The 23439-nt window shown below is 49.0% G+C and carries 25 protein-coding genes and 1 tRNA gene; 6 read left to right on the top strand and 20 right to left on the bottom strand.

The features are described 5' to 3' along the window. Positions 1-162 precede the first annotated feature (162 nt). A complete protein-coding gene (locus tag GPK49_RS07305) occupies positions 163-2751 on the bottom strand; it encodes a cation-translocating P-type ATPase (RefSeq protein ID WP_016406860.1) in 2589 nt (862 codons plus the stop codon). A gap of 363 nt (positions 2752-3114) precedes the next feature. Between GPK49_RS07305 and GPK49_RS07300 the strand changes: the two genes are divergently transcribed. After that, complete coding sequence (locus tag GPK49_RS07300) at positions 3115-3351, top strand: hypothetical protein (protein WP_016406861.1); 237 nt, start codon at positions 3115-3117, stop codon at positions 3349-3351. Positions 3352-3429: 78 nt separating this feature from the next. On the opposite strand, the gene GPK49_RS07295 is transcribed toward GPK49_RS07300, so the two are convergent. Together GPK49_RS07295 and GPK49_RS07290 are read right to left on the bottom strand one after the other, a co-directional pair. Further along, entirely contained in the window at positions 3430-4788 is a 1359-nt protein-coding gene (locus GPK49_RS07295; RefSeq protein ID WP_215677184.1) for an MATE family efflux transporter, read from the bottom strand. A gap of 224 nt (positions 4789-5012) precedes the next feature. Next, the gene (locus GPK49_RS07290) at positions 5013-6515 is read right to left on the bottom strand and encodes an IMP dehydrogenase (RefSeq protein WP_016406863.1); all 1503 of its coding nucleotides are present in this window, start codon (positions 6513-6515) and stop codon (positions 5013-5015) included. Positions 6516-6820: 305 nt separating this feature from the next. On the opposite strand from GPK49_RS07290, the gene GPK49_RS07285 reads away from it, so the two are divergent. Further along, positions 6821-7939 (top strand): DUF6198 family protein, encoded by a 1119-nt coding sequence (locus GPK49_RS07285; protein ID WP_215677182.1) that lies wholly within the window; start codon positions 6821-6823, stop codon positions 7937-7939. A gap of 90 nt (positions 7940-8029) precedes the next feature. Here GPK49_RS07285 and GPK49_RS07280 read toward each other — a convergent pair whose 3' ends face one another. The 9 genes from GPK49_RS07280 to GPK49_RS07240 form a co-directional block, all read right to left on the bottom strand. After that, positions 8030-8527: a Gx transporter family protein gene (locus GPK49_RS07280; RefSeq protein WP_215677172.1), complete on the bottom strand. Its 498-nt coding sequence runs from the start codon at positions 8525-8527 to the stop codon at positions 8030-8032. 4 nt (positions 8528-8531) lie between these two features. After that, positions 8532-8894, bottom strand: a complete 363-nt coding sequence (locus GPK49_RS07275; RefSeq protein WP_016406866.1) for a NusG domain II-containing protein — start codon at positions 8892-8894, stop codon at positions 8532-8534. Positions 8895-9022: 128 nt separating this feature from the next. Beyond that, a tRNA-Phe gene (locus GPK49_RS07270) sits at positions 9023-9095 on the bottom strand. Positions 9096-9232: 137 nt separating this feature from the next. Then, on the bottom strand, positions 9233-9460 hold the full coding sequence (rpsR, locus tag GPK49_RS07265) for a 30S ribosomal protein S18 (protein ID WP_016406867.1): 228 nt from the start codon (positions 9458-9460) through the stop codon (positions 9233-9235). Between the two features lie 27 nt (positions 9461-9487). After that, a complete protein-coding gene (locus GPK49_RS07260; protein WP_215677170.1) occupies positions 9488-9931 on the bottom strand; it encodes a single-stranded DNA-binding protein in 444 nt (147 codons plus the stop codon). 26 nt (positions 9932-9957) lie between these two features. Beyond that, positions 9958-10245: a 30S ribosomal protein S6 gene (rpsF, locus tag GPK49_RS07255; RefSeq protein ID WP_016406869.1), complete on the bottom strand. Its 288-nt coding sequence runs from the start codon at positions 10243-10245 to the stop codon at positions 9958-9960. Between the two features lie 86 nt (positions 10246-10331). Next, positions 10332-10835 carry a DUF6773 family protein gene (locus GPK49_RS07250; protein WP_215677168.1) on the bottom strand — a complete coding sequence of 168 codons (504 nt, stop codon included), beginning with the start codon at positions 10833-10835 and terminating at the stop codon, positions 10332-10334. A gap of 22 nt (positions 10836-10857) precedes the next feature. Continuing rightward, on the bottom strand, positions 10858-11052 hold the full coding sequence (locus GPK49_RS07245; protein ID WP_016406871.1) for a helix-turn-helix transcriptional regulator: 195 nt from the start codon (positions 11050-11052) through the stop codon (positions 10858-10860). 174 nt (positions 11053-11226) lie between these two features. Continuing rightward, positions 11227-11703 carry a GNAT family N-acetyltransferase gene (locus GPK49_RS07240; RefSeq protein ID WP_215677166.1) on the bottom strand — a complete coding sequence of 159 codons (477 nt, stop codon included), beginning with the start codon at positions 11701-11703 and terminating at the stop codon, positions 11227-11229. Positions 11704-11828: 125 nt separating this feature from the next. Between GPK49_RS07240 and GPK49_RS07235 the strand changes: the two genes are divergently transcribed. Both GPK49_RS07235 and GPK49_RS07230 read left to right on the top strand, forming a co-directional pair. Further along, positions 11829-12872 (top strand): MBL fold metallo-hydrolase, encoded by a 1044-nt coding sequence (locus GPK49_RS07235; protein ID WP_016406873.1) that lies wholly within the window; start codon positions 11829-11831, stop codon positions 12870-12872. Between the two features lie 173 nt (positions 12873-13045). Beyond that, positions 13046-15184 (top strand): Tex family protein, encoded by a 2139-nt coding sequence (locus GPK49_RS07230; RefSeq protein WP_215677164.1) that lies wholly within the window; start codon positions 13046-13048, stop codon positions 15182-15184. A 333-nt stretch (positions 15185-15517) separates the two neighbouring features. Here the strand turns inward: GPK49_RS07230 and GPK49_RS07225 are convergent, their stop codons facing one another. The 4 genes from GPK49_RS07225 to GPK49_RS07210 form a co-directional block, all read right to left on the bottom strand. Continuing rightward, a complete protein-coding gene (locus GPK49_RS07225; protein WP_215677162.1) occupies positions 15518-15757 on the bottom strand; it encodes a hypothetical protein in 240 nt (79 codons plus the stop codon). Between the two features lie 426 nt (positions 15758-16183). After that, positions 16184-16834, bottom strand: a complete 651-nt coding sequence (locus tag GPK49_RS07220) for an HAD-IA family hydrolase (RefSeq protein ID WP_118581409.1) — start codon at positions 16832-16834, stop codon at positions 16184-16186. 71 nt (positions 16835-16905) lie between these two features. Further along, positions 16906-17316, bottom strand: coding sequence for a putative ABC transporter permease (locus GPK49_RS07215; protein ID WP_016407263.1), 411 nt, complete (start codon positions 17314-17316; stop codon positions 16906-16908). Positions 17317-17388: 72 nt separating this feature from the next. Beyond that, positions 17389-18423, bottom strand: a complete 1035-nt coding sequence (locus GPK49_RS07210; protein WP_215677160.1) for a stage II sporulation protein P — start codon at positions 18421-18423, stop codon at positions 17389-17391. A gap of 124 nt (positions 18424-18547) precedes the next feature. Between GPK49_RS07210 and GPK49_RS07205 the strand changes: the two genes are divergently transcribed. Then, positions 18548-18934, top strand: coding sequence for a (deoxy)nucleoside triphosphate pyrophosphohydrolase (locus GPK49_RS07205; RefSeq protein ID WP_016407265.1), 387 nt, complete (start codon positions 18548-18550; stop codon positions 18932-18934). Positions 18935-19098: 164 nt separating this feature from the next. Here GPK49_RS07205 and GPK49_RS07200 read toward each other — a convergent pair whose 3' ends face one another. Next, positions 19099-19866, bottom strand: a complete 768-nt coding sequence (locus GPK49_RS07200) for a MerR family transcriptional regulator (RefSeq protein ID WP_215677158.1) — start codon at positions 19864-19866, stop codon at positions 19099-19101. A 356-nt stretch (positions 19867-20222) separates the two neighbouring features. Beyond that, entirely contained in the window at positions 20223-20954 is a 732-nt protein-coding gene (locus GPK49_RS07195) for an SIMPL domain-containing protein (RefSeq protein ID WP_016407267.1), read from the bottom strand. 410 nt (positions 20955-21364) lie between these two features. On the opposite strand from GPK49_RS07195, the gene GPK49_RS07190 reads away from it, so the two are divergent. Then, positions 21365-21811: an Hsp20/alpha crystallin family protein gene (locus tag GPK49_RS07190; protein ID WP_016407268.1), complete on the top strand. Its 447-nt coding sequence runs from the start codon at positions 21365-21367 to the stop codon at positions 21809-21811. Positions 21812-21884: 73 nt separating this feature from the next. Here GPK49_RS07190 and GPK49_RS07185 read toward each other — a convergent pair whose 3' ends face one another. Beyond that, entirely contained in the window at positions 21885-22307 is a 423-nt protein-coding gene (locus tag GPK49_RS07185) for an immunoglobulin-like domain-containing protein (RefSeq protein WP_215677156.1), read from the bottom strand. A gap of 100 nt (positions 22308-22407) precedes the next feature. Beyond that, positions 22408-23295 carry a DegV family protein gene (locus tag GPK49_RS07180; protein WP_016407270.1) on the bottom strand — a complete coding sequence of 296 codons (888 nt, stop codon included), beginning with the start codon at positions 23293-23295 and terminating at the stop codon, positions 22408-22410. Positions 23296-23439: the final 144 nt, after the last annotated feature.

Genomic DNA, 23439 nt, shown 5'->3' with positions numbered 1-23439 from the left:
AAAACTTTTTTAAATATTTTTTTTGAGTATAGCACAAGAATCCGCAGAAGAAAATATTTTCCCAGTAAAAAAATAGAAAATCCATTTTTTCTTGATGGAAGGGGTATCACAAAAACTTATTGCTTACTGCTTTGTGATAGCATATTTTCAATAAACCGATGCTTATTTTCCTCTCACCACGCGGAACAGCTGAATCAGCAGGGTTGGCAGGAAGGCAAACCCGGCGATTTTCAGGATATCATTCCCGGTCAGTGCATTGCTGATGTCAAATAACCCATGCAGGGCAGGGATACAAAGCACTGCAAACAGCAGCAATGCGCCGATTGCAAATGCCCCGAAGCAGAAGGGGTTCATCGGCAGGCGGAAAACGGAACGTGTGCCGCGGCAGTTAAAGCCGTGGAACAGTCGTGCAAGGCAAAGCGTTGCAAACGCCATCGTACAAGCCATTGCGCCGCTGACTGCCAGACCGTTGTAAAACGCAAGCATGGTTACAATCGCAATCAGAACGCCCTGTAAGGAAAGCCGCTTCAGAAAAGCGCCTGTCAAAATCCCTTCGTTTGCTTTTCTGGGTGCCTGATTGAGCAGGTCGCCCGTCGGCTGCTCCATGTTGACCGCAAGTGCAGGCAGGCTGTCCGTCAGCAGGTTGATGAATAAAAGCTGTACTGCCGTGAAGGGCAGTGGCAGCCCCATCAAAGAGGTAAACATGACAACCAGAATCCCTGCCAGATTGCCGCTCAACAAAAAGCCGATGGAATTTTTGATATTTGTATATACATTTCTGCCGTTGGCAACGGCTTTGACAATGGTCGCAAAATTATCATCCGTCAGAATCATTGCCGCAGCATCCTTGGAAACCTCCGTCCCCGTAATGCCCATTGCAATGCCGATGTCTGCCTGCTTGAGGGCAGGGGCATCGTTCACGCCATCCCCTGTCATCGCAGTGATGCAGCCGTTTTCCTGCCATGCGCGCACAATGCGAATTTTATGCTCAGGAGAAACGCGCGCGTAAACCGAAATCTGCCGTACCTTTTCCTTCAGCTCCTCGTCCGTCATGCGCTCCAGCTCTGCCCCTTCAACGGCAAGGTCGCCCTCCTGCAAAATCCCGATTTTTTTCGCAATCGCAGAAGCCGTTACCTTATGGTCACCCGTAATCATCACAGGGCGGATACCTGCGCGGCGGCAGTCGGCAACCGCTGCGGCGGATTCCTCACGAGGAGGGTCCATCATGGCAATCAGACCCACAAAGGTAAGGTCATTTTCATCCTCTAATGTCAGCGGACGGTTTTCGGGCAGTGTCTTTTCCGCAAAGGCAAGCACACGAAGCCCCTCCGCAGAAAAAGCCGCAATCTGTGCATGGATTTCTTTGGCAATCGCATCCTCCATGGGAACAACGCCCGTTTCTGCCTTCGCAGAGGAACACCGTCCCAGAAGCACATCCGGCGCACCCTTGGTCAGAAGCGTGGTTTTTCCGGCAATTTCGTGCAGGGTGGACATCAGCTTTCTGTCAGAATCAAAGGGCAGCTCCTGCAAACGGGGGAAGCCCTGCCGAATTTCGTTTTCATCTCCGCCTGCCTTGCGGCAAAATGCCAGAAGGGCGGTTTCGGTCGGGTCACCGATTTGTGCATCCTCGTGGATGGCCCCGTCATTGCAAAGCACGCTTTCCCCGATGAGCTCCTTTAAAGGGGATTGCGGCTGTTCTTCCGCATCCCAAACCCTGCCGAGTGTAAATGCCTTCTGTACGGTCATTTTATTCTGTGTCAGTGTCCCTGTCTTATCGGAACAGATAACGGAAACAGAGCCAAGTGCCTCCACCGCACGCAGCTTTTTGATGATGGCATTCTGTTTTGCCATCTTCTGTGTCCCGATTGCAAGTCCGATTGTCACGATAGAGCTTAATGCTTCGGGAATCGCCGCAACTGCCAGTGCAACTGCGAACATCAATGCCTGCCCAAGTCCCATCTGCCGCCATACGCCAAGCGCAAACACAATCGCACAGATAATCAGAATCAGAATCGAAAGCTTTTTGGAAAAATCGTCCAGACTTTTCTGCAAAGGCGTTTCCTTCTCCTGCGCGGATGCCATCAGATGCGCGATTTTCCCCATTTCCGTATCCATGCCTGTTGCCGTTACAAGCACCACCGCACGCCCGTAGGCAACAGGCGAACCACTGTAGACCATATTCAGGCGGTCGCCCAGGGGCAGTTCTTCTGCATCAAGCGGTCGGTCGGTTTTGTTGATGTTTTCCGATTCACCCGTCAAAGCGGATTCGTTTACCTGCAAAGAATAATTCTCCAAAATGCGACCATCGGCGGCGGCAATATCCCCTGCCTCCAGCAGCAGGATATCCCCCGGCACGAGGGAAAGCGCGGAAATTTCAAGCTTTTCTCCGTCACGCAGCACGCGCGCATGGGGTGCGGACATCGCTTTCAGGCTTTCCAGAGATTTCTGTGCCTTAAAATGCTGCACCGTTCCAAGAATCGCATTCAGAATCAGCACCGCAATAATAACAATCGTGCCTTCCCAGCCGCCCGTCAGCGCGGAAATGATTGCCGCAATCAGCAGAATTACCACCAGTAAATCCGCAAACTGCTCCGCAAATACGCGCAGTACGCTTTTCTGCTTGCCCTCAATCAGTTTGTTCTCGCCGTACTGTGCAAGTCGCTTCTGCGCCTCTCCGCCGCTCAAGCCGTGCGCATCTGTCTGATACGTGGTAAATAGAGCTTCCTTTGTTTCTGTCCAAGGCTGTTTCATATCCATTCTCCTTTCTGTTTTCCGGTGCAGGCGGCTTTTTTCAGGAAAATAAAAAAGACCCCTATTGCACCAATCAAAAAAAGTGCAATAAAAGTCTTGCTTCTCAGATGACAAAATCACTCTGTCGGACGACACCCGGGATTTCATTTTTGAAATGACCGTGATGACGAGTGTCGGCAACGGTTTCCCGTAAGCTACTCCCCTTTATTTGAGAAGATTCTAGCATATCCATTCCGGAAAAGCAAGTAAAGATTTCTTTATACCGCATATTTTTTTTTATTCGGGCGCACCTTTATTTTCTCCGTTTTTTCTGGTATGATAAAGCTGACTTTGGAATTTCATTTCCGAAAAGGAGGAAAAAATATGCGGCACGATAAATATAGATATAATAATACGGAAGAGGTTGTGTATTATTTAAAGAAATACCAGCGTGTGAAGGAGGAGTGGCAGGCAGATTTCTATGATGCCTACGGCAGACACATGCTGACCTTTGAAAGCAGTGATGAGGAAACCATGGATGCCCTGAATGATGAGGATAAATTATATTCCCTCGTTGCGGAATGGTTGGATTTTGCCCTCATGATTAGCCCCGAAGACTAAAAGCGCTTCGCTTAAGTCGAAATTAAGAGCATATAAAACAGCCCTATGCGAAAGCATAGGGCTGTTTGTAATTTCGACTTAACGCTCTGCGTTATATAAAGGCTGAATCTCATTACGGTATACCTTCCGCCAGAACAGAATCGTAACCACCAGAGCGACACATTCTGCCAGAGGGAATGCAATCCACACTGCGTTCAATCCCCAGATTTTGGAGAAAATGAATGCCATGGGCAGCAGTACCGCAAGCTGACGCAGAATGGAAATAATCAGGCTGATCACGCCATGCCCCAAGGCCTGCATAACAGAGATAATGATAATATCAAAGCCTGCCAGAAGGAAGGAAAGGCTGATGATACGCAGGGCGGGAACCCCGATGGAAAGCATTTGCGCAGAGGCATTGAAGATTGCCAAAAGCTGCGGTGTGAAGGTCCAGAAAAGAATCATGCCGATAATCATAATGGAAACGGCATAGGTCACCGCAAGGCGCATGGTTTTCATCAGACGGTCGGGCTTTCTTGCGCCGTAGTTGAAGCCGATGATTGGCACCATGCCGTTGTTCAGGCCGAATACAGGCATGAAGATGAAGCTTTGCAGCTTGAAGTATACGCCGAATACGGCTGCTGCGGTTGAGGTAAAGCCAATCAAAATTTTATTCATGCCGAAGGTCATAATAGAGCCGATGGATGCCATGCAGATGGAAGGAATCCCGATGGCATAAATGCTCTTGACTGCGTGTGCCTGCAAATGATATTTCTTTGGATTGATGACAATATCATCGTTTTTCTTTTTATTGAAAAAGCACGCCAGAGATGCCGCACAAATCTGCCCGAACACAGTTGCGATAGCCGCACCACGCACCCCAAGCTTTGGTGCGCCGAACAGGCCGAAAATCAAAATGGGGTCCATAATGATATTCACAATGGCACCCAAGCCCTGTGTCAGCATGGTATAGAAGGTTCTGCCGGTTGCCTGCAGGATACGCTCAAAGCCAAACTGCAAAAAGATTGCTGTGGAAAGCAGACAGCAGATACGCAAATATTCCGTACCCAGACGCACAATTTCGGGATCATCTGTTTGCGCACGGAAGAAAAGATTGCTGCCCAGCAGACCGAAAATCGCAAAGAGAATCCCGCTGATGACATATAACGCCAAGCCGTTGTTGGCAATCAAATTGGCACGCTCCTGGTTTCTTTCCCCTAAGGAGCGGGAAACCAGTGCATTGATACCGACACCGGTGCCTGTGCCAATGGCAATCATCAGGTTTTGCGCAGGAAATGCAAGAGAAACCGCTGTTAAGGCATTTTCGCTGATTTGTGCAACAAACATACTGTCAACGATGTTATATAACGCCTGCACCAGCATAGAAATCATCATGGGCAATGCCATGGAAATCAATAGCTTATTGACGGGCATAACGCCCATTTTGTTTTCTTCCATTTTCCGAATTCCTCCTTTGTTTCGCTTTCAAACTGCTTTTTCATCAAAAAAAGAGTTTGCTGAATAAAAATTTATTCGCAAACTAACTATTTCTATTGTATGAAAAAGTGCAGGCACTGTCAAGCCAATTCGCCAAACTTTCGCAAGATATAGCAAAATAGAAAAAATAAGCCCCGAATTCGTCTGAATTCGGGGCAATATATGCAATGCTTCTGCCTGTTTTCTTATTTAATCTGTGCGCTGTCCTTCAGAAGAACGTCATGCGCGCCGCCTTCCACCAGAGAGGTTGTGGAAATAACGGTGATTTTCGCTTTTTCCTGCAATTCGGGAATGGAAAGCACACCACAGTTGCACATCGTGGATTTTACCTTTTTCAGGGAAAGCCCTACGTTGTCATGCAGGCTGCCGGCATAGGGAACATAGGAGTCAACGCCTTCCTCAAAGGAAAGCTTTGCATCGCCGCCCATGTCGTATCTCTGCCAGTTTCTCGCTCTTGCGGAGCCTTCACCCCAGTATTCCTTCATGTAGGAGCCGTTGATGTTCACCTTGTTTGTGGGGGATTCATCGAAGCGTGCGAAGTATCTGCCCAGCATGATGAAGTCTGCGCCCATTGCCAGTGCCAGTGTCATGTGGTAATCGTAAACGATACCGCCGTCGGAACAGATGGGAATATAAATACCGGTTTCCTTGTAGTAATCATCTCTTGCCTTTGCAACCTCGATGACAGCAGAGGCCTGTCCACGGCCGATACCCTTCTGCTCACGGGTAATGCAGATAGAACCGCCGCCGATACCGATTTTTACAAAGTCTGCGCCGCAGTCTGCCAGGAAACGGAAGCCCTCTGCATCCACTACGTTGCCTGCGCCAACCTTTACGGTGTCGCCGTAGGTTTCACGGATCCATTCCAGTGTATCCTTCTGCCATTCGCTGTAGCCCTCGGAGGAGTCGATGCACAGGATGTCTACGCCTGCCTCTACCAGAGCGGGGACTCTTTCCTTAAAGTCTCTTGTGTTGATGCCTGCGCCGACAACATAACGCTTGCTGGAATCCAGAAGCTCGTCCTTGTTTACCTTGTGGCTGTCATAGTCCTTACGGAATACCATGTATTCCAGTCTGCCTTCCGCATCTACGATGGGCAGCTGGTTGATTTTGTTGTCCCAGATGATGTTGTTTGCTTCCTTCAGTGTTGTGCCGGAGGGTGCCCAGATGAGCTGATCCATGGGTGTCATGAAATCCTTTACCTGCTCTGTGCCTTCCATGCGGCTCACGCGGTAGTCTCTGCTGGTTACCAGACCAACCAGCTTGCCCTGCGCTGTGCCGTCTGTGGTAACTGCAACGGTGGAGTGACCGGTTCTTGCCTTCAGCGCAAGAATATCGTTCAGTGTGCTTTCGGGGCTGATGTTGGAATCACTGATTACAAAGCCTGCCTTATAGGATTTTGCTCTTGCCACCATAGCCGCCTGACTTGCGATGGGCTGAGAGCCGAAGATGAAGGAAATGCCGCCTTCTTTCGCCAGAGCCACTGCCATCTTGTCATCGGATACTGCCTGCATCACTGCAGATACCAGAGGGATGTTCATTGTGAGCGCAGGTTCTTCCCCTTTTTTGAATTTAACAACGGGTGTTTTCAGGCTTACGTTATCCACCATGCACTGCTTGGAAGAATAGCCGGGTACCAGCAGAAATTCGCTGAAGGTTCTGGATGGTTCTGTGAAATAAATTGCCATTTTTCTTTCTCCTCCTATGATTCTTTTCCGATTTTGATATAGAATACGCCATTCTGATTGTATTTAATATGTTGAAAATGATTTTAACACTAAAAAGCCGCTCATTCAAGTGGACTTTCGGGATTTTTGACTTTTTGTGGATTTCGTCGGTTTTTTCGGGCAATTTCCGGCATTTTCGCACGTTTGTATACAGAGTACCCGAACGCCTTCTTTCTGGATATTCTGTTGACAAACTGCTTTCCTTGGAATAGTCTAATGAATGGACACAAAAACAAAAGAAAAAAGGAAAAGAGGGAGAAAGTTTTATGGAGAATACAAAGGGAAGCCGCCTTTTTGTGCGGATTCCGGCTTATGTCATCGGGCTTTTGATTATGACGCTTGGTGTGGCGATTTCGGTTAAGTCAAATCTGGGAGTTTCGCCCGTCAGCTCTATCCCCTATACCATCACCTGCGTGGTGGGCTTGGAAATGGGGAAAGCCACAATTCTGTTTCATGCTGTTCTGGTTCTGCTCCAGATTCTGCTACTGCGCAGAGCCTTTCAGGCAAAAAATTTATTGCAGATTTTTGCAGGGATTCTGTTCGGATATTTCACGACCTTCTGCAATTCGCTGATGGTGTTTTTCCCCGACCCGACAAATCTCATCGTGCGCCTTGCCATGATGCTGTTCAGTACGGGGCTGATTGCCTTCGGGCTGTTCTGGTATGTCCCTGCGGATATCATTCCGCTGGCAGGGGAGGGAGCAATGCTTGCCATCTCCAAGACCATTAAGAAGCCCTTCCCGACGGTTAAGATTGCCTTTGATGTGACCATGGTAGTCATTTCTCTTGTGACCTGTCTTATCTGCTTACATTCTCTCGGCAGTGTCGGCATCGGTACGATTGCCGCCGCCGTTCTGGTCGGTATGGAGCTGCGCTGGATTACAAAAAAATGCGGCGCACAAAGAGACGCGATTCTCGGTGTTACGAAAAAAGAAACAGCGCAGTCGCCGTTGCTTGCCATCATGAAGCAGGAGGTTTATACCGTTTCCGAAGAAACCTCTATCCGCGATGCCCTGCGCCTCATCACAGAAAAGAAAATCAGCGGCGTGCCTGTTACGGATGGAGATAAAAATTTAATCGGCTTCCTTTCCGATGGGGATATCCTGCGCTTTCTTGCGGATGTGGAGCCGCTGTTTATCAATGCCTCCGCCTTGCAGGAGCTGCCGAATTTCGAGGAACGCACAAAGGAGCTCATGGCAATGCAGGTAAGGGATATCGCGAAAAAACAGGTCATTTCCGTCGGCGCGGAAATGGAATTGGGCGAGGTCTGCCAGATTCTCACCGAAAACCATATCAAGAAAGCCCCCGTTCTGGAAAATGGCAAAATGATTGGCATTATCAATATGAGCAACATCACAAAATATGTCCTTCGGAAAATGATGTAAACAAAAAACGGGTGCTTCTTTTGAAGCATCCGTTTTTATTTGAAAGGGCTCGGGAAATGTCCCGTCTGTTTATTCCTCTGTCTAACCAAGTCAAAAACGCGGTTTCTGACTTAAATGCTTTAACGCCGTCTGTGCTACAATCCCAATCAGCACCCCCGTTACTACGCCCGAAACGAGCAGGAAGGGCAAATAATATGCCATCCGCACATTCTGCACCACAAGCGACGCAACCACAATCTGACCGACATTATGAAAAATACCGCCTGCAACGGAAACGCCGATCATGCTGAATTTCCCCGTTTTCTGCAAAAGCACCATCACTGCAAAGCTGCATAATGCCCCGGCCATGCTGTAGAGCATGCCGGCAAAGCCTGCAAACAGCAGTCCCGAAAGCAGCACACGAATCAGCGAAACAAAAAACGCGCTTTTCGCATCCATAAAATAAAGCATGATAATCACAATCACGTTTGCCAGCCCCAGCTTCACTCCGGGAATCGGCACAGGCACGGGAATCATGAACTCTACATAGCCCATCAGTATCGCCAGTGCGGCAAACAGCCCGTAATAAGGAATTTTTCTGTAGTTCATGTTTTTACATCACCACCGCATCAAAATCACCGGGTTTGTCCCCCGTAACGGTTACAACAAGCTTATGAGGCAGGCAGACGATGGTTTCGCCTGTTTTCCTGATTTTTTTATGCTCCACGCAAATCTGGTCGCGGCAGTCCGCCTCGCTTACGGTCACTTCCCCATCCTTCACGGTAATCACGTTGTAGCCGCCATCCGTATCAATGCGAATGCTGTCATCTTCGCCCAGAGGGAGAAATGCCTTGCTTTCTCCATCCACGGTAATTTCCACGCCCTTGCCTTTTTCCGCCCCTGCGGAATAGAAAAACCAGATGCCGCCGGCGATGATAAGTGCCCCTGCAACCAGAAGAAGATCTGTTTTTTTCATTTTTCTGCCGCCTTTCTGCGTCGGTCTCAAAAAATATCGAAAAGCTCCTGAAAAACTCTGCATATAAGAAAAAGGAAGCGAATTGCTTCCTTTTTCGAGTAGTAGGATTTTCATGAATATTGCAAAAATGCCCAGAACCGGAATCGAACCAGTGACACGTGGATTTTCAGTCCACTGCTCTACCAACTGAGCTATCTGGGCATAAAAGTGCATCTGTCTGACGCGAGATTTATCATATCATACAAAGCAGGGCTTGTCAACCACTTTTTTTACGGCTTTTCCTGCTTTTCTGCTAAAAAAAAGGGCGAAGCCTGCGCTTCGCCCGAAACAGTATCGAATTAGTCCTGTGTATAGGGCATCAGGGATACGTGTCTTGCTCTCTTGATTGCTGTTGTCAGCGCTCTCTGGTGCTTTGCACAGTTGCCTGTGATTCTTCTGGGAAGAATTTTGCCTCTTTCGGAAACATATCTTCTCAGCTTGCTGATATCCTTGTAATCAACTGTTGTTACTTTATCTGCACAGCACTGGCAAACGCGTTTTTTTCTGCGACCACGTTTTCTAATCATGATTCTAAGTCCTCCTTTTTCAAATTTTTAGAAGGGGAGATCATCATCTTCGATGCTTTCATCAATGGGATAGAAGCCATCGGAAGGGGCAGTCTGCTTGGGCGCGGGTGCGGCTGCAGCCGGTGCTGCATCTTTGTGGCTTTCAAAGGAAGCCTTGCTTTCCGCAAAGTATTGTTCCTCAACCACAACATCCGTACTCCAGCGTTTTTTGCCCTCGTTATCATCCCAGCTGCGTACCTGCAGCCGACCGATAATGCTGACCATCTGACCTTTTTTGAAGTATTTTTCCGCAAACTCACCGGCTTTGCCGAATGCAACGCATCCGATGAAGTCGGCATCCTGCTCGCCTTGACGTTTGAAACGGCGGTTGACCGCCAAAGTGTATCTGGCAACGGCTAAGGGCTCGGCTCCTTGGGAATATCTCACCTCAGGATCTCTTACCAGTCGTCCCATCAAAATCACTTTGTTCATAATCTTACCTCCTTCAATCCGCTTGATTAAGCGTCCTTACGGATGATCAGGTAACGCAGAACGTTTTCCATAATACGCATACGAGCTTCGATTTCTGCGGGTGCAGCAGCGGGTGCTTCGAATGTTGTGAAGCTGTAGAAACCTTCGTTTACCTTTGCGATTTCGTAAGCGAGCTTTCTTTTGCCCCAGTCATCAACCTTTTCGATTTTTGCACCGAATCTTTCCAGTGTAGCCTGTACCTTTGCTACCTCTGCTGCTCTGCCTTCTTCGTCCAGTGCGGGACTTAAAACCAGCGCCAATTCGTATTTGTTCATGTGGGTTACACCTCCTTTTGGACTAATGGCCCTTCTTCTGTGAGAAGAGCAAGGATTATTCATATCTGTCGGCAAACTGACCGACACTAAAACAGATTACCATAGAGAGCGGGAAAACGCAAGGTTTTTTTTCGTTTTTTCCCGATTTTATTTGATTTCGTCCTCCGCATCATAGCGTTTTCCAGTCTTTCTGCTCGTTTTTCCTCCGCATGGGAAAAAAGATACCACACAGCAAGGAACAGAACAATAAAGACCACAGGGGGCAGCAGGGAAGAAAAATTCCCGTTTGCAATTTCGCTTCTGCGCAGGAAAAACGGAATCAGCAGCAGCAAAAGCAGCAGGGGAGTGGCGCGCTTGCGGCTGTCCTTTCCTGTCCCCAGAACCACCTCCGTCTGGCGGATGCGCACCGCCTGATATACAGGCGCAAGAATCATAAGGATATATTCTGTCATGCACTGCGCAAGATCCATGTGGAAATACAATGTCTTTATACAGAAGGAGAGAACGACCACACACAGCATAATCCGCATCAGTTCGGCATAAATGCGGTTTCTGACCTGCAAGGTTCTCTCGTCTTGGTATTGTTTCATAATAAAAGCCTCCGTTTCGTTTTTATTCCTCCCAGAATAACTCATCCAGCGTTCTGTCAAGTGCTTTGCAGATGGCAATGCAGAGATTGAGCGTCGGGTTGTAGTTCCCTGCTTCAATCATGCCAATGGTCTGGCGCGTTACGCCGACCAACTGAGCAAGCTGTTCCTGAGAGAGGTCCTTCGCGGCTCTTGCCGCCTTTAATTTCAGATTTTTCAAAGCATCACTCCTAAATGGTGTTTTTCGGATATCCTCGGGAGTGCTTTCCGGAGAACACTCCTTATGCTTCAGTTATACAGCATATCCTTCTTAATGTCAATTATATATTGCATTTAATATAAAATAATTTGCAGAAAAAACGAAACAGAGGTGTTTTTTATACAGAAAAACGGCTTATTTTTTTCGCTCCATGGCATAATTGTTCCAATGGGAATCTGCTTCCTCGAAATATTCTGTTACCAGAAAGCCGAGCCGCTCATAGCAGCGGATGGCAGGCAGATTGAAGCAGTATACACGCAGGGAAAGTCGCTCCAGCTCCGTTTCGGCAAAGACTTTTTCGCAAAGGGCGGAAAGCGCTCTGTGTGCAAGTCCTTTTCCTCTCGCCTCCTCTGCGAACAGTACGCGGCAGATGCGCCCCGTTTTTTGGACAGGGTCGATATCGCAAAGCTCCATCGTGCCGATAGGAACTTCGTTTTCGTATGCCATGAAAACCGTAACGCCGTCCTTGGCAGACTGACGCATGAGCTGCTCCTTCGTCAAGGGATAGCGGTAGGCAGCTGTGCCTGCCCATTGGAACAGAAAAGCCTCGTCCTTGCCTGCGTTCCAGCGCAGAATGGCATCATAATCGGGGGTGGGTTTTATAGTCAGCATGGAAATCCTCCTTTGGGTTGATTTGCGTTGGGTTGGTTCGTGTTGCGGTGCGCCTTCTGTTGTGGCGTGGTGCGCCTTTTTATGTTACAATCAGTATATCACGAAAGAAAAAAGGAGAAAACAAAATGCTGACAAAAGTTTATAACGAACCCCGTATTTTTCAGATAGATGTCCCCCTGCCCGATAACCCTCTGCGGAATCTCAACTGCTATGTGGTGCAGGATGGCGGCGAAACCCTTATTATTGATACAGGCTTTAACCGCCCCGAATGTCGGGAAGCGCTTCTGGAAGGGCTTGCAGAGCTGGATGCGAATTGGGAGAAAACGAACCTTTTCCTTACCCATCTGCACTCTGACCATACAGGTCTGGCCCCTACCCTGATGGAGGATAAGCCGGGCAAAATCTATATCAGTGCAACCGATCATCGGATTCTGTGGGAGCACATGAAGGGCGCACGTTGGCAGGAAACGGATGAACTTTTTCATCGGGAGGGCTTCACGAGAGAGCAGCTTGCAGAGCTGCGGCTTTCAAACCCTGCGCGTGGTCTGGAGCCAACCCGTTATTTTGAAGCGGAGCATGTTGCGGATGGGGATGAAATTACTGTCGGCAGATGGAAATTCACCTGTGTGTCCGTTCCTGGGCACACACCGGGACAGATGTGTCTGTACTGCGCGGAGAAAAAGCTGATGTTCACCGCAGATCATATTTTGTTTGATATTACGCCGAATATTACTCAGTGGAAGGACATGCGCGATGCACTGGGGAATTATCTGGACAGCCTTGTCAAAATCCGCGGCTATGCAATGGAAACGGCATTGCCTGCCCATCGGAAAAACGAAATGGATGTATACGTCCGCATTAACCAGATTGTGGAGCATCATCTGACGCGGCTTTGCGAAACGGTCAACGCACTGGAGGCACAGCCGAACAGCCATGCAACAGCGATTGCGGCGCACTTGAAATGGTCGATGCGCGGCAAAACATGGGAGGAGTTCCCCTTGTCGCAGCGGTGGTTCGCCGTGGGGGAAACCATTGCGCATCTGGAATATCTGATGGAGCGCGGTCTGGCAAAGCGAGAGGAGGGCGGCGCGCAAAGAGCCTATCGGCTGACAGTCTCCGCGGCGGAATGTAAGGAAGAATTGAACAAAATCTGGGAGAATTACCGTTAAACCCTTGCAGGGCTTTGCCCCTGCACCCTACAAGCCTTTGAAAAGGCTTGACCGAAACTTTTTATTTGCCTGCGGCGCAGTTGCAGAAGCGTATGCTTCTGCGAATGGGGGTACAGGGGAATCATTCCCCTGTCAGGGTGTGGGACAGAGTCCCACAGAGAAGGAGAAATCGTATGGATATTATAAGGAAATTACGGGAAGAATTTGGAATAACGCAGAGTCAGGCGGAAAATACCGTAAGGCTGCTGGATGAGGGCAACACCGTCCCCTTTATCGCCCGCTACCGCAAGGAAATGACAGGCTCTCTGGATGACCAGATTATTCGGCAGCTTTCCGAGCGGCTGACAGCCCTCCGCAATCTGGAGGACAGGCGGACACAGGTGCGGACAGCTATTGCCGAGCAGGGCAGGCTGACAGATGCACTTGCGGCAAAGCTGGATGCCGCCCAAACACAGACGGAAATCGAGGATATCTACCGCCCGTTTCGCCCGAAACGCCGCACCAGAGCGTCGATTGCGAAGGAGAAGGGCTTACAGCCTTTAGCGGATATTATCTGGGGGCAGAAGCTCATCGGTACGCCGGAGGAAGCGGCAAAAGCCTTTGTGGACAGTGGACAGGGAGTGGACACCGTTTTGGACGCAATAAATGGCGCAATGGACATCCTTGCGGAGCAGATTTCGGATGATGCCGATTTACGAAAATTGCTGCGCGAGGAAACGATAAAATGCGGCGCGATTGTTTCCAAAAAAACGAAGGACGAACCCTCCGTCTACGAAATGTATTATGACTATCGGGAGCCGCTCAAAAAAGCGGCGGGGCATCGCGTTCTGGCAATGAACCGCGGCGAGAAGGAGGGCTTCCTTTCTGTGAAAATCGAAGGGGAGGAGGAAAAGCTGCTGCAAAGGATGGAGAGAAGGCTCATCCGCAGAAGCAGTGATACCGCCGATATTCTGCGCGGGGTTATCGCGGATAGCTACAAACGGCTGATTGCGCCCTCGCTGGAGCGCGAAATTCGCAATGACCTGACGGAAAAAGCGGAGGAAGCCGCCATTGGCGTGTTTCGGGAAAACCTCAGACAGCTTTTATTGCAGCCGCCCATCAGCGGAAAGGTTGTGCTTGCGCTTGACCCTGCATACCGCACAGGCTGTAAGATTGCGGTGATTGATACAACGGGCAAGCCCTTGGAAACCACTGTGGTTTATCCCACGCCGCCGCAGAACAAAACCGCTGAGGCGGAGAAAAAGCTGCTCGCGCTGATTGAGAAATACGGCGTGGATTTAATCTCCATCGGCAACGGCACAGCCTCCAGGGAATCGGAGCTTTTTGTGGCGGAAATGTTGAAAAAAACAAAGCGCAGGGTGCAGTATATCATTGCGAATGAGGCAGGGGCATCGGTGTATTCCGCATCCAAGCTGGGCGCGGAGGAATTTCCCGATTATGATGTTTCGCTGCGGAGCGCGGTTTCCATCGGCAGAAGAATCCAAGACCCTTTGGCGGAACTGGTGAAAATCGACCCGAAATCCATCGGTGTGGGACAATATCAGCATGATATGAACCAAAAGCGTCTCGGCGAGGCACTCGGCGGCGTGGTGGAGGATTGTGTAAACAGCGTCGGGGTGGATTTGAATACGGCAAGCCCGGCTCTGCTTTCCTATGTGGCAGGCATTCACGCAACAGTAGCGAAAAATATCCTCAAATATCGGGAGGAGCATGGGAAATTTACTGCCAGAAGGGAGCTTTTAAAGGTAGCAAAGCTTGGCCCGAAGGCATACGAGCAGTGCGCCGGCTTTTTGCGGCTGCCCGAAAGCGAAATGCCACTGGACAGAACAGGCGTGCATCCTGAAAGCTATGCGGCGGCGGAGGGCTTGCTTGCGTTGTGCGGCTATGGCTTGGCAGATGTTGCGGCAAAGAGGGTCGGCGGTCTGGCGAAGAAAATCAAATCTCCCGAAAAAACAGCGGCAGAGCTGGGAATCGGTGTGCCGACCTTGGAGGATATCATGCGTGAACTGGAAAAGCCGGGACGAGATCCCCGTGAGGATGCGCCTGCGCCCGTGCTCCGCAGTGATGTGCTTTCCATGGAGGATTTGCAGGAGGGCATGGTGCTGACGGGAACGGTGCGAAATGTGATTGATTTCGGTGTGTTTGTGGATATTGGGGTGCATCAGGATGGCTTGGTGCATATTTCCCAGATTTGCGATAGATTCATCAAGCATCCCTTGGAGGCTGTGCGGCTGGGGGATGTGGTGCGAGTGAAGGTGCTGTCGGTGGATTTGCAGAAAAAGCGGATAGCGTTGACGATGAAGGGGATTTGAGAAGGGGAGAATTAGCGGCGCAAGCGCCGATTGGGCGCAGTCGCGCAAAGAATAGCAGTGCTTCGCACTGGTTGAGCGCAGTTGCGCAAAATATTTCTTGGACAAGATTAGTTGTTCGCCCGTTTGGAACTTTCTCGGCGAAACAAGGGCTTTCTTCCTTACTTTTTATGCTAAAAAGTAACAAAAACCCGGGACCCCTCCTCAATGGGTCCCGGACCCCCACAGGAGGTCCAAGAGGAACGAGGTTCCCCTTGGATATCCCCTCCCCACTAGCCCCTTCGGGCAGTATAAAGTGCCTTTCCGGCATAGCTTGCTTTCCGTCCTTCGGGCAGGCTATTTTGAATTTTTCAATCCTTTGTAGGCTGCAAATAAATCTTCCAGTAATTCTTGAAATTCCGTTTGAAATATAATCATCTGGTCACTGATGTATGCGGAACCTTCTGTGTATTGCTTATTCAGTACTTCCTCGTTCTGCCACAAAGCATCTTTTAACAAGCATACCAAGGCACAGATGGAATCATATCTATAGCACATTTGTTCTAATTTTCTCAGGTTACAATGCAATTCTTCCAAATCAGGCACCTCCGTTTTCTTTAAAAGCATAACAGAAAATGACTTGATTTTTCTGAAAAGCTACAATTTTGTTGCATAAAATATTTGCAGGCGCATCTGCGCCGCTTTTCTCTATACCCTTTCGGGTCTGTGGGGAAGGGTTTGGAAAGGGAAACCTTGTTGCCCTTTCCTCGGTTGCGGAGGTTTGGAACCCATAGCGAAACGGGTTCCAAGTTTTTGTTACTTTTTAGCATAAAAAGTAAGGAAGAAAGCCTTAGTTTCGCCGAGAAGGTTCTAAACGGGCGCAGCACTGATGTTGTCCAAGCAAAACTTTTGCGCGACTGCGCCCAATCGGCGCTTGCGCCGCTGCTTTTTCTTACCCACGAGAGGTGATTCCCCTGCGCCTATCAAAAAAGGAGCTTTTCAGCTCCTTTTTTGTAAATTCTCTTAAAACAGTTTTTCTACATCCTCCGTGGTTTTTGCAATATAATCCGCGCCATGCGCCTCAAACTCATCCCTGTCCCCATAGCCGTACTCCACAGCAATGCAGGGAATCCCGATGGCATGTGCGCCCTCGATATCGAATTTTCTGTCCCCAATCATGATGACATCGTCCTTCTTCGCCTGCATGGTCTCCAGCACATAATCAATGACCTTCGCCTTATTGTCCCTGCCGACCTCTCTCCTGTCACCGCCGATGACCTCAAAATAGTCCGCAATTTCAAAATGCTCCAGAATCCGCACTGCCAAGTCCTCTTTTTTCGAGGTTGCAACAGCAAGGCGTTTTCCCTTTTTTCGCAGTGCCTGCAACAGCTCTACCACGCCGGGGAACACGCTGTTTTCAAACAGCCCAATCGTTGCATAGCGTTCGCGGAAGATGGCAACGGCTTTTTCCGCCATTTCCTGCGCCATGCCGAATTCCTTCGTAAAGGACTGTATCAGCGGCGGCCCTACGATAAAATGCAGCTCCTCCGCAGACCAGATGCGCTGTCCCATTTTTTCCTGCATATACTGCGTGGAACGGATGATGCCTTCCTCAGAATCGGTCAATGTGCCGTCCAGATCGAAGAGGATGATGCTTTGCTTCAATGTATCCATATCAATTTCTCCTTGTTTTTTGCTCTGTAACCTGCATTATTCTAGCAGAAATCAATCGGAACTGCAATGCCCTACGCCAATTCTCCTTTCTTTGCCAGAAGCAAGCTGACCTCCTCGAAAAAACACCCCAAGGCTGCCCAAAGCGGCGCGTAATCCAGACGGATTAACCCCAGAACGGAAAGGGGATTGTTCCCATAATCCCAGGGGCAAACGCCTGTTGCCAGACGAATCAGCCCTCCTGCGGCAAATTCCACCAGAAAGATGGTCACGCTGTATAGCCCAAGCCTCTGCCAAAGCGGACAGCTTTTCCGTACCGCCAGAAATAGAGGCGAAGCAAACGCCGCCGCACCGTAAATGGGAAACATCCATAAATATGTTTTCGCTGTGAGTGCGCCATCTCCCAGAAGCAGGGAATGGAATCCCGTCCAGAGGATTTCGATGCACCAGCCTAAGCAGCCGAATATTAGAAATCTTTTTGTCATAATTTTAATATGGCAGAATCGGTTCGTTTTATTTTAGCAAAAACTGTTTTTCAAGCTGAAATCCGCTTTCGCCTACTGCTCCGTTAGCACGCTTGCGAGTGCTTTTGCCAACGGTTCCATAGCATTCCATATTTCCGCCTTCGTATTTGTCTGCGCGCCGACCTCAATCAGTGTAGAACGCGGCAGCATGTGCAGGCTGAACCGATACGCATTGAGATAAATTTTGCGGCTGAAGCCGGGGTAAAGCGCATCCGCCGCCTTTTTCATCTGTAGGCTGAAGGCAAGATTTTCCTTTAAATACGGGTTCTCCAAGCCGCTGATTGCCTGCGTTGTGCCGTTTTTATTCAGGCGGCAAAGCCCATTGAAAAACATCACCTGCGCGCAGGGCTTGCCGTTTACGTTCGTCACAAGCCGTGTGCTGTCCCCCACGCCGTCCCGATGCAGGTCGATGCAGACCTCAATGGAAGGATGCTCCGCCAGAATTTTACGAATCGGCGGCTCCATTCGCTCGTATGCCCCTGTGATTTGCCCCTTGCCGTTCACCATGTCATATTGCCCGTCATCATGCAGTACCCCGATGCCATATTCCTCCTCCAGAATCCGCTTCAGCTCCTCTCCTGCGCCCCAGATGCCCTCGGAAAGTCCCTTGCTCATGTCGCTGTCGGCAAAGCCTTCGTGGGCATGGGTGTGAAAAATCAATATTTTTGGCTCCTTCGTGGTCTTTTTTATGCTAAAATCAAGCCCCAATGCTTCTTCTGCGTCAATGTCCGAGGGAAGCAGAGCTGTACGGCTGTCAATGATGTAATAGCTGCTTCTGAGGTAGGAAAAATCCCTGAGCCTTGCCATCTCCTCTGCGGAAACAGAAAGCGTGCGTCCGCCCTTGGTGACGGCAGGTGTTTGGGAAAATTCCACATCCTTCGTACCGAAAACCTTTGCGGAAAGCGATTCTGTCTTTTCTGTGTAAGGGAGGAAGGAAGCCGCAGCTTGTCCCGGCAGAACCTCCGCCATGGCAAATGCGCCGCCCCCCATGCCGAAGAAGAAGGGCAGTGCCAGCAGAAAAAGTACCAGACCTGCCAGATTTAAGGCTCCTTTGTTCTTTTTTTGCACGATAGCTGCCTCCTTTCCTCTTGCTATTCTATGAGAAAGGGGCGGAAAACAGAACGAAAGGCGAGCCTTGCAATTCCCCCTTGCGGCTTTTATAATGAAAGGAAAAACGGAAGGAGAGAACGGCATGACAGAAGTGGTAGCGGCACTCATTTGGAACGGAAATAAATTTCTTGCCTGTCAGCGTCCTGCAAATAAAGCAAGAGGGCTTTTGTGGGAATTTGTCGGCGGCAAGGTGGAGCAGGGAGAGACAAAGGAAGCGGCGCTCATCCGCGAATGTCGGGAGGAGCTCGGCATTACGGTCGCAGTCGGCGCGGTTTTCATGGAGGTTGTGCATGAATACCCCGATTTGACCGTCCATCTGACGCTCTTTCATGCGAAAATCGCAGAGGGCGAGCCGCAGAAGCTGGAGCATCACGATATCCGCTGGATCACCACAAAGGAGATTGATGCTTACCCCTTCTGCCCTGCGGATGTGGAAATCCTGAAAAAATTAAAGAAATACAGACTGTAAAATCATTTTTATACCGCGGAAGGGTTTGGGAAACCGAAGGTTGCCCAAATGGAATCCGCAGAGGGGGCTTTGCCCACTCGAGGAAAACTGTGCGTTTCAAGGTTTACCGCCGGAACGCATCAGTTTATTCTTCTGTTCAAACAAGTTGAAAACCTGTTTTCAACTTATTTCAACGGCAGTGCCACCTGTGTGATAAACTTGTGTGGGTCCTTATGCTGCGGCGGCCCCTCCAGATAGGTGTTCCGCACCATACCGCGCGGCTCTAAGCCGTTTTCCTTGGCATATTCCAAAAGCTTTTGCACCACGTCATACATCTCCTCATACGCCCCGTGGTGATAAATGCAGAGCGCAGGCATAGACTCTGTCCATTCGACAAATTCCCCCTCGCTTTCGGGCGGAATCGCCACGCAGAAGGAAACCTCTGCCTTTGCGGTGATAGGGTATTCTGTGAAGTACATCCGCCGCGTGGTATCTGTTCCGTAGGCATGCATGGCTTCTAAGGCGGTATTCCGCAGTGCCACCGTTCGCTCTGCAATCGTTTCGCTGTGATAGCTGCGGCGGTAGATGCGCTGTCGCTCCAGTCGGATGGTCTTAATCTGTGCTTCGCCTGTCTGTACCCGTTCATATAGCTTCTCGATGTTCAGATTCAGCTCATCGCGCAGCTTTTCCAGACGGCGAATCAGCGGCAGAATATCGGAGGAATCGTTGAAATATGCGCGGATTTCATCCAGAGAAAGCCCCAGATTCTGAAAGATGCGGATGCTGCGCAGCTTCGTGAAGCTGTCGATGGTATAGTAGCGGTTGCCGGTAGTGCCTTCCTTGATATCCGGCTGAATCAGTCCGCGCTGCTCATAGTTGAGAATGATGCGGCGTGTCACACCGAGTGCTTTTGCAATTTCGCCAATCGAAAATAAATTTTTCTCTTTTTTCATAAAAGGTACCCCCAAAAATGCAGAAAAGGACTTGTATCGTACATCGGTGTACGATGTATACTAGCATTATACAAAGTGCTTCGCCAAAAATGCAAGAGAAAATGGAGCTTTATAGAAAAGAAGCCTGTAGAATCGTGGAAAGTAAGAAATAGAAGTGGTTTCCTTTCGGAACAAAGAGGTTCCTGTTCGGGTATAATTTTGGCAGCCGTTTGTTTTTATGGGCAGCTTTGTGGACGGAAAAGGGGAAGGGTGCCGATGGAGCGGAAATCAGCATCGGCGCATAAAAAAGCCCTCTCGGTGAGAACCGAGAGGGCTTTCTGTCGTCCAAAATTCAATTCCAATCGGTCCGAAATCCATTAAAACCCATAAGTAACGGAGATATTCGCGGTAATTTCAATTTTGCCGTAGCTGATGGTTGTGCCGAGACCGCCGTCTGCCACAGCATCCTCTGTTGCCATCATGCTGCTCTTTGCATTGGAATCGGTATTCATATAATAGTAATTTCTGGAAATCTCGCTGACATTTTTCACGGCACCCAGAGGCTTGCCGTATGCCTGTGCGATTGCGGCTGCGGATTTTTCTGCATTTTTCACAGCTGCCTGCAATGCCTGCCCGTAATATTTGCTCTGGTCTGCGATGGAGAAGGAAACGCCGTTTGTGCCGGTTGCGCCTGCCTGCAATGCCGCATCAATATATTTGCCTGTGTTGTTGATGTCCTTTGTTTTCACCTGCAAATGGGTTTCTGCATGGTAGCCTGTGATGGTGCGCTTGCCTGTTTCGTCATTGTAACGATAGGTGGGGTATACGGAGGTATACGCCGTTACGATATCGTCCTTTTTTACATTCAGGTCGGTCATGGCTTTTGTCACTGCCGCGGTAATGCGGTTGTTTTCCTTCTGTGCCGCCTGTGCTGCTTTGCCGTCCGTGCTGATTTCAAGGGAGATATCCGCTGTATCGGGGTCTGCCTGCACCACACCTGTACCGTTTACGTTGATTTCGCCTTCAGCCGCATACGCCATGCACGCCGCCCCGATGGATAATACTGCCGTCGCCGCACATACGACCAATCCTCTTGCCCATTTCTTCATAATACATACACTCCTTTCAAATATCGAATATTGGTTTTTTATTGGACGAGGGAAAATGAAAATAGTTCCGTTGTTTTTCGTTTTTTTGAAAATTTTCCGAAAAATTCATAGGGCAAAATATAATATTATGTAAATCAATACGAGAGGAATATGGAATAAAATTGTAGGAAATACAAAGCTTTTTCAATGAAGAATTCTCACCATTTCCTTATCAAAATAATTATGTTAAGTTTTTGTTAATATTAGCACTCGCCTCTTGACAGTGCTAATATCCGGTGCTATATTGTACTCGAACAAAAGAGAGAGAGAAAAATCAAGAAGATATCTTCTCTTGTTCTCAATCAACACATCGGATTTGAACCGATTGTGCAAATCAATTTTTAAGTATCTTTTGAAAGGAGATATGACTTATGATGATGCATAATTATTTGGGCGACAACTTATTTGATGAAGATTGGGCAGATACTCCACTGATGAGAGAGTACTTCGGGAAAGGCAATTTCCTGTATGGCAAGCACGCAAAACATCTGCTGCGTACCGATGTAAGAGAAACAGAAGATGCGATTGAGGCAGACATTGACCTGCCCGGCTTCAAGAAAGACGAAATTCAGGTACATCTGGAAAATGGCTATCTGACCGTTTCCGCAGAAAAGCATGCCGATAAACAGGCAGGCAAGGGCAAATACCTGCGTCAGGAACGGTATTCCGGCACAGTCAGCCGTACCTTCTATGTAGGCGATGCTTTGAAACCCGATGATGTCAAGGCAAAATATGAGGACGGTGTTCTGGTAGTCAGCCTGTCCAAGAAGGCTCCCGAAGCAATCGAACAGAGAAGCCAGATTGCGATTGAAGGCTAACGCTTAAGTCGAAATCAGCTACATAACGAAAGCCCCTATCCGAATGGATAGGGGCTTTTTTTTAGCTTAATTTTTAATCTTTTTCAAATTCACATGCAATCGGCTGCTCATCCACAATCAGAATAATCCGATGCTCGCCCTTGCCGATTGTGCCGCAAAGCCCCTTCCACTCCACTGTTGTTTCCAGAGATTCGCCTGCGGGCAGGGTTTCCGTTTCGTCCCGTTTCCATTGGGACACCCTTGTGCCGATGTTTTCCTTCCAAACATCACCCTTCTTCGTTTCCAGATGATATTCCGCAGGATCAAATTCCACAGCCCTGTTGGAATCGTTTTTCAGAACAAAGGTAGCCTTGGATGCCTTCAGCGTATCCTCCTTCAGGGTCAGCGTTACGCCGTCAATGGTATTCACCTTGTCAAAAACCGTTGTATCATCATTGCCGCAGCCAACCAGCAGCAGTGTCAGAATTGCAAGCAGTGCAAAAATTCTTTTTTTCATGTTATGTCCATCCCTTTCTTGTCTGTTTCATTGTCTGATAAAAAGTATAGCATATCCTTCAGACGTTCAACAAGTCAAAATCCTGTTTTCGGCGTATCTTTTATGCGTCATATTTTCTGATGACAGCAATACCGATGGGGGTAGGCCCTGTATGCACGCCAATCGTGCAGCCGATGTGATACTGCTCCACCTCGCCCTGAAAGCCAAGCTGCCGCATTTCCTTGACCACCTCCGCATAAAGGGCATTGAATTCCTCTTTATCATAGCCATAGCCTGTGCAGATGCGGTAATCGTTGATATTCTTATCCTTGAAAAATCGCTTGGTATCGTCAATAAAGCGCTGCAGGGATTTTTTTCTGCTGCGCACAATGCCTGCCGCCTGCAGCTCCCCTTCATAAAGCTGAATCATGGGCTTGATTTTCAGCATGCTTGCCACCTGAATCATCGCCTTGCCCACGCGTCCGCCCTTTTGCAGATAGGAAAGGTCTGCAGTGGTAAAGAAAATACGGGAGGTCATTTTCAGCGTTTCGATGCGCTTTGCCGCTTCCTCCAGCGTCAGTCCGTCCTCCGCCATTCTTGCCGCCTCTGTCACCAGAAGCCCCTCCTGTACCGTCGCGGAATAGCTGTCAACTACGATGATTTTGCAGGCAGGGTATTCCTCCATCAGCTCCTCCGCAATCAGCGTAATGCTCTGATAGGAACTGCTGAATTTTGCAGTCAAGTTGAAATAAAGCACCTGCTCGCCTGCCTTTGCATAGGGCAGAAAGAAATGATAAAGATCCACCTGCGTGGGGGTGGAGGTTTTTGGATAAACGCCGGGATTTTCCGCCATTTCCCTGTAAAATTCCTCCGCGGTGATTTCTACACGGTCTTTTTTATAATGCACGCCATCCATGGAAACATAATATGGAATGATGCCGATGTGGTATCGTTCCTCCTGCTCCTTTGTGATGTCGCAGGAGCTGTCGCTGAGCACACGAAATTTCATAAAAATCAAGCCTCCGATAAGTGTAGGTTATAGTAAAATAAGGTTTGGTAAGGGTTTCGTAGGGATTTTGCCGGAAAAATGAGAAAAATTCCCCTTTTGGCTTGCCCCTTCTTGGTACTTTCTTCTAGTTTCATTTATAATTGT

Origin of the sequence: Clostridium sp. MCC345 (genome assembly GCF_018785345.1) — a bacterium.
In the GTDB taxonomy this organism is placed as follows: Bacteria; Bacillota; Clostridia; order Lachnospirales; family Anaerotignaceae; genus Anaerotignum_A; species Anaerotignum_A faecicola.
This window is presented reverse-complemented; position numbering and strand designations above follow the sequence as displayed.

What these genes read in the sequence shown, in the direction of transcription:
- GPK49_RS07305 (WP_016406860.1), bottom strand. Translation starts at nt 2,751, where the DNA reads ATGAAACAGCCTTGGACAGAAACAAAGGAAGCTCTATTTACCACGTAT.
- GPK49_RS07300 (WP_016406861.1), top strand. Translation starts at nt 3,115, where the DNA reads ATGCGGCACGATAAATATAGATATAATAATACGGAAGAGGTTGTGTAT.
- GPK49_RS07295 (WP_215677184.1), bottom strand. Translation starts at nt 4,788, where the DNA reads ATGGAAGAAAACAAAATGGGCGTTATGCCCGTCAATAAGCTATTGATT.
- GPK49_RS07290 (WP_016406863.1), bottom strand. Translation starts at nt 6,515, where the DNA reads ATGGCAATTTATTTCACAGAACCATCCAGAACCTTCAGCGAATTTCTG.
- GPK49_RS07285 (WP_215677182.1), top strand. Translation starts at nt 6,821, where the DNA reads ATGGAGAATACAAAGGGAAGCCGCCTTTTTGTGCGGATTCCGGCTTAT.
- GPK49_RS07280 (WP_215677172.1), bottom strand. Translation starts at nt 8,527, where the DNA reads ATGAACTACAGAAAAATTCCTTATTACGGGCTGTTTGCCGCACTGGCG.
- GPK49_RS07275 (WP_016406866.1), bottom strand. Translation starts at nt 8,894, where the DNA reads ATGAAAAAAACAGATCTTCTTCTGGTTGCAGGGGCACTTATCATCGCC.
- rpsR (WP_016406867.1), bottom strand. Translation starts at nt 9,460, where the DNA reads ATGATTAGAAAACGTGGTCGCAGAAAAAAACGCGTTTGCCAGTGCTGT.
- GPK49_RS07260 (WP_215677170.1), bottom strand. Translation starts at nt 9,931, where the DNA reads ATGAACAAAGTGATTTTGATGGGACGACTGGTAAGAGATCCTGAGGTG.
- rpsF (WP_016406869.1), bottom strand. Translation starts at nt 10,245, where the DNA reads ATGAACAAATACGAATTGGCGCTGGTTTTAAGTCCCGCACTGGACGAA.
- GPK49_RS07250 (WP_215677168.1), bottom strand. Translation starts at nt 10,835, where the DNA reads ATGAAACAATACCAAGACGAGAGAACCTTGCAGGTCAGAAACCGCATT.
- GPK49_RS07240 (WP_215677166.1), bottom strand. Translation starts at nt 11,703, where the DNA reads ATGCTGACTATAAAACCCACCCCCGATTATGATGCCATTCTGCGCTGG.
- GPK49_RS07235 (WP_016406873.1), top strand. Translation starts at nt 11,829, where the DNA reads ATGCTGACAAAAGTTTATAACGAACCCCGTATTTTTCAGATAGATGTC.
- GPK49_RS07230 (WP_215677164.1), top strand. Translation starts at nt 13,046, where the DNA reads ATGGATATTATAAGGAAATTACGGGAAGAATTTGGAATAACGCAGAGT.
- GPK49_RS07220 (WP_118581409.1), bottom strand. Translation starts at nt 16,834, where the DNA reads ATGGATACATTGAAGCAAAGCATCATCCTCTTCGATCTGGACGGCACA.
- GPK49_RS07215 (WP_016407263.1), bottom strand. Translation starts at nt 17,316, where the DNA reads ATGACAAAAAGATTTCTAATATTCGGCTGCTTAGGCTGGTGCATCGAA.
- GPK49_RS07205 (WP_016407265.1), top strand. Translation starts at nt 18,548, where the DNA reads ATGACAGAAGTGGTAGCGGCACTCATTTGGAACGGAAATAAATTTCTT.
- GPK49_RS07200 (WP_215677158.1), bottom strand. Translation starts at nt 19,866, where the DNA reads ATGAAAAAAGAGAAAAATTTATTTTCGATTGGCGAAATTGCAAAAGCA.
- GPK49_RS07195 (WP_016407267.1), bottom strand. Translation starts at nt 20,954, where the DNA reads ATGAAGAAATGGGCAAGAGGATTGGTCGTATGTGCGGCGACGGCAGTA.
- GPK49_RS07190 (WP_016407268.1), top strand. Translation starts at nt 21,365, where the DNA reads ATGATGATGCATAATTATTTGGGCGACAACTTATTTGATGAAGATTGG.
- GPK49_RS07185 (WP_215677156.1), bottom strand. Translation starts at nt 22,307, where the DNA reads ATGAAAAAAAGAATTTTTGCACTGCTTGCAATTCTGACACTGCTGCTG.
- GPK49_RS07180 (WP_016407270.1), bottom strand. Translation starts at nt 23,295, where the DNA reads ATGAAATTTCGTGTGCTCAGCGACAGCTCCTGCGACATCACAAAGGAG.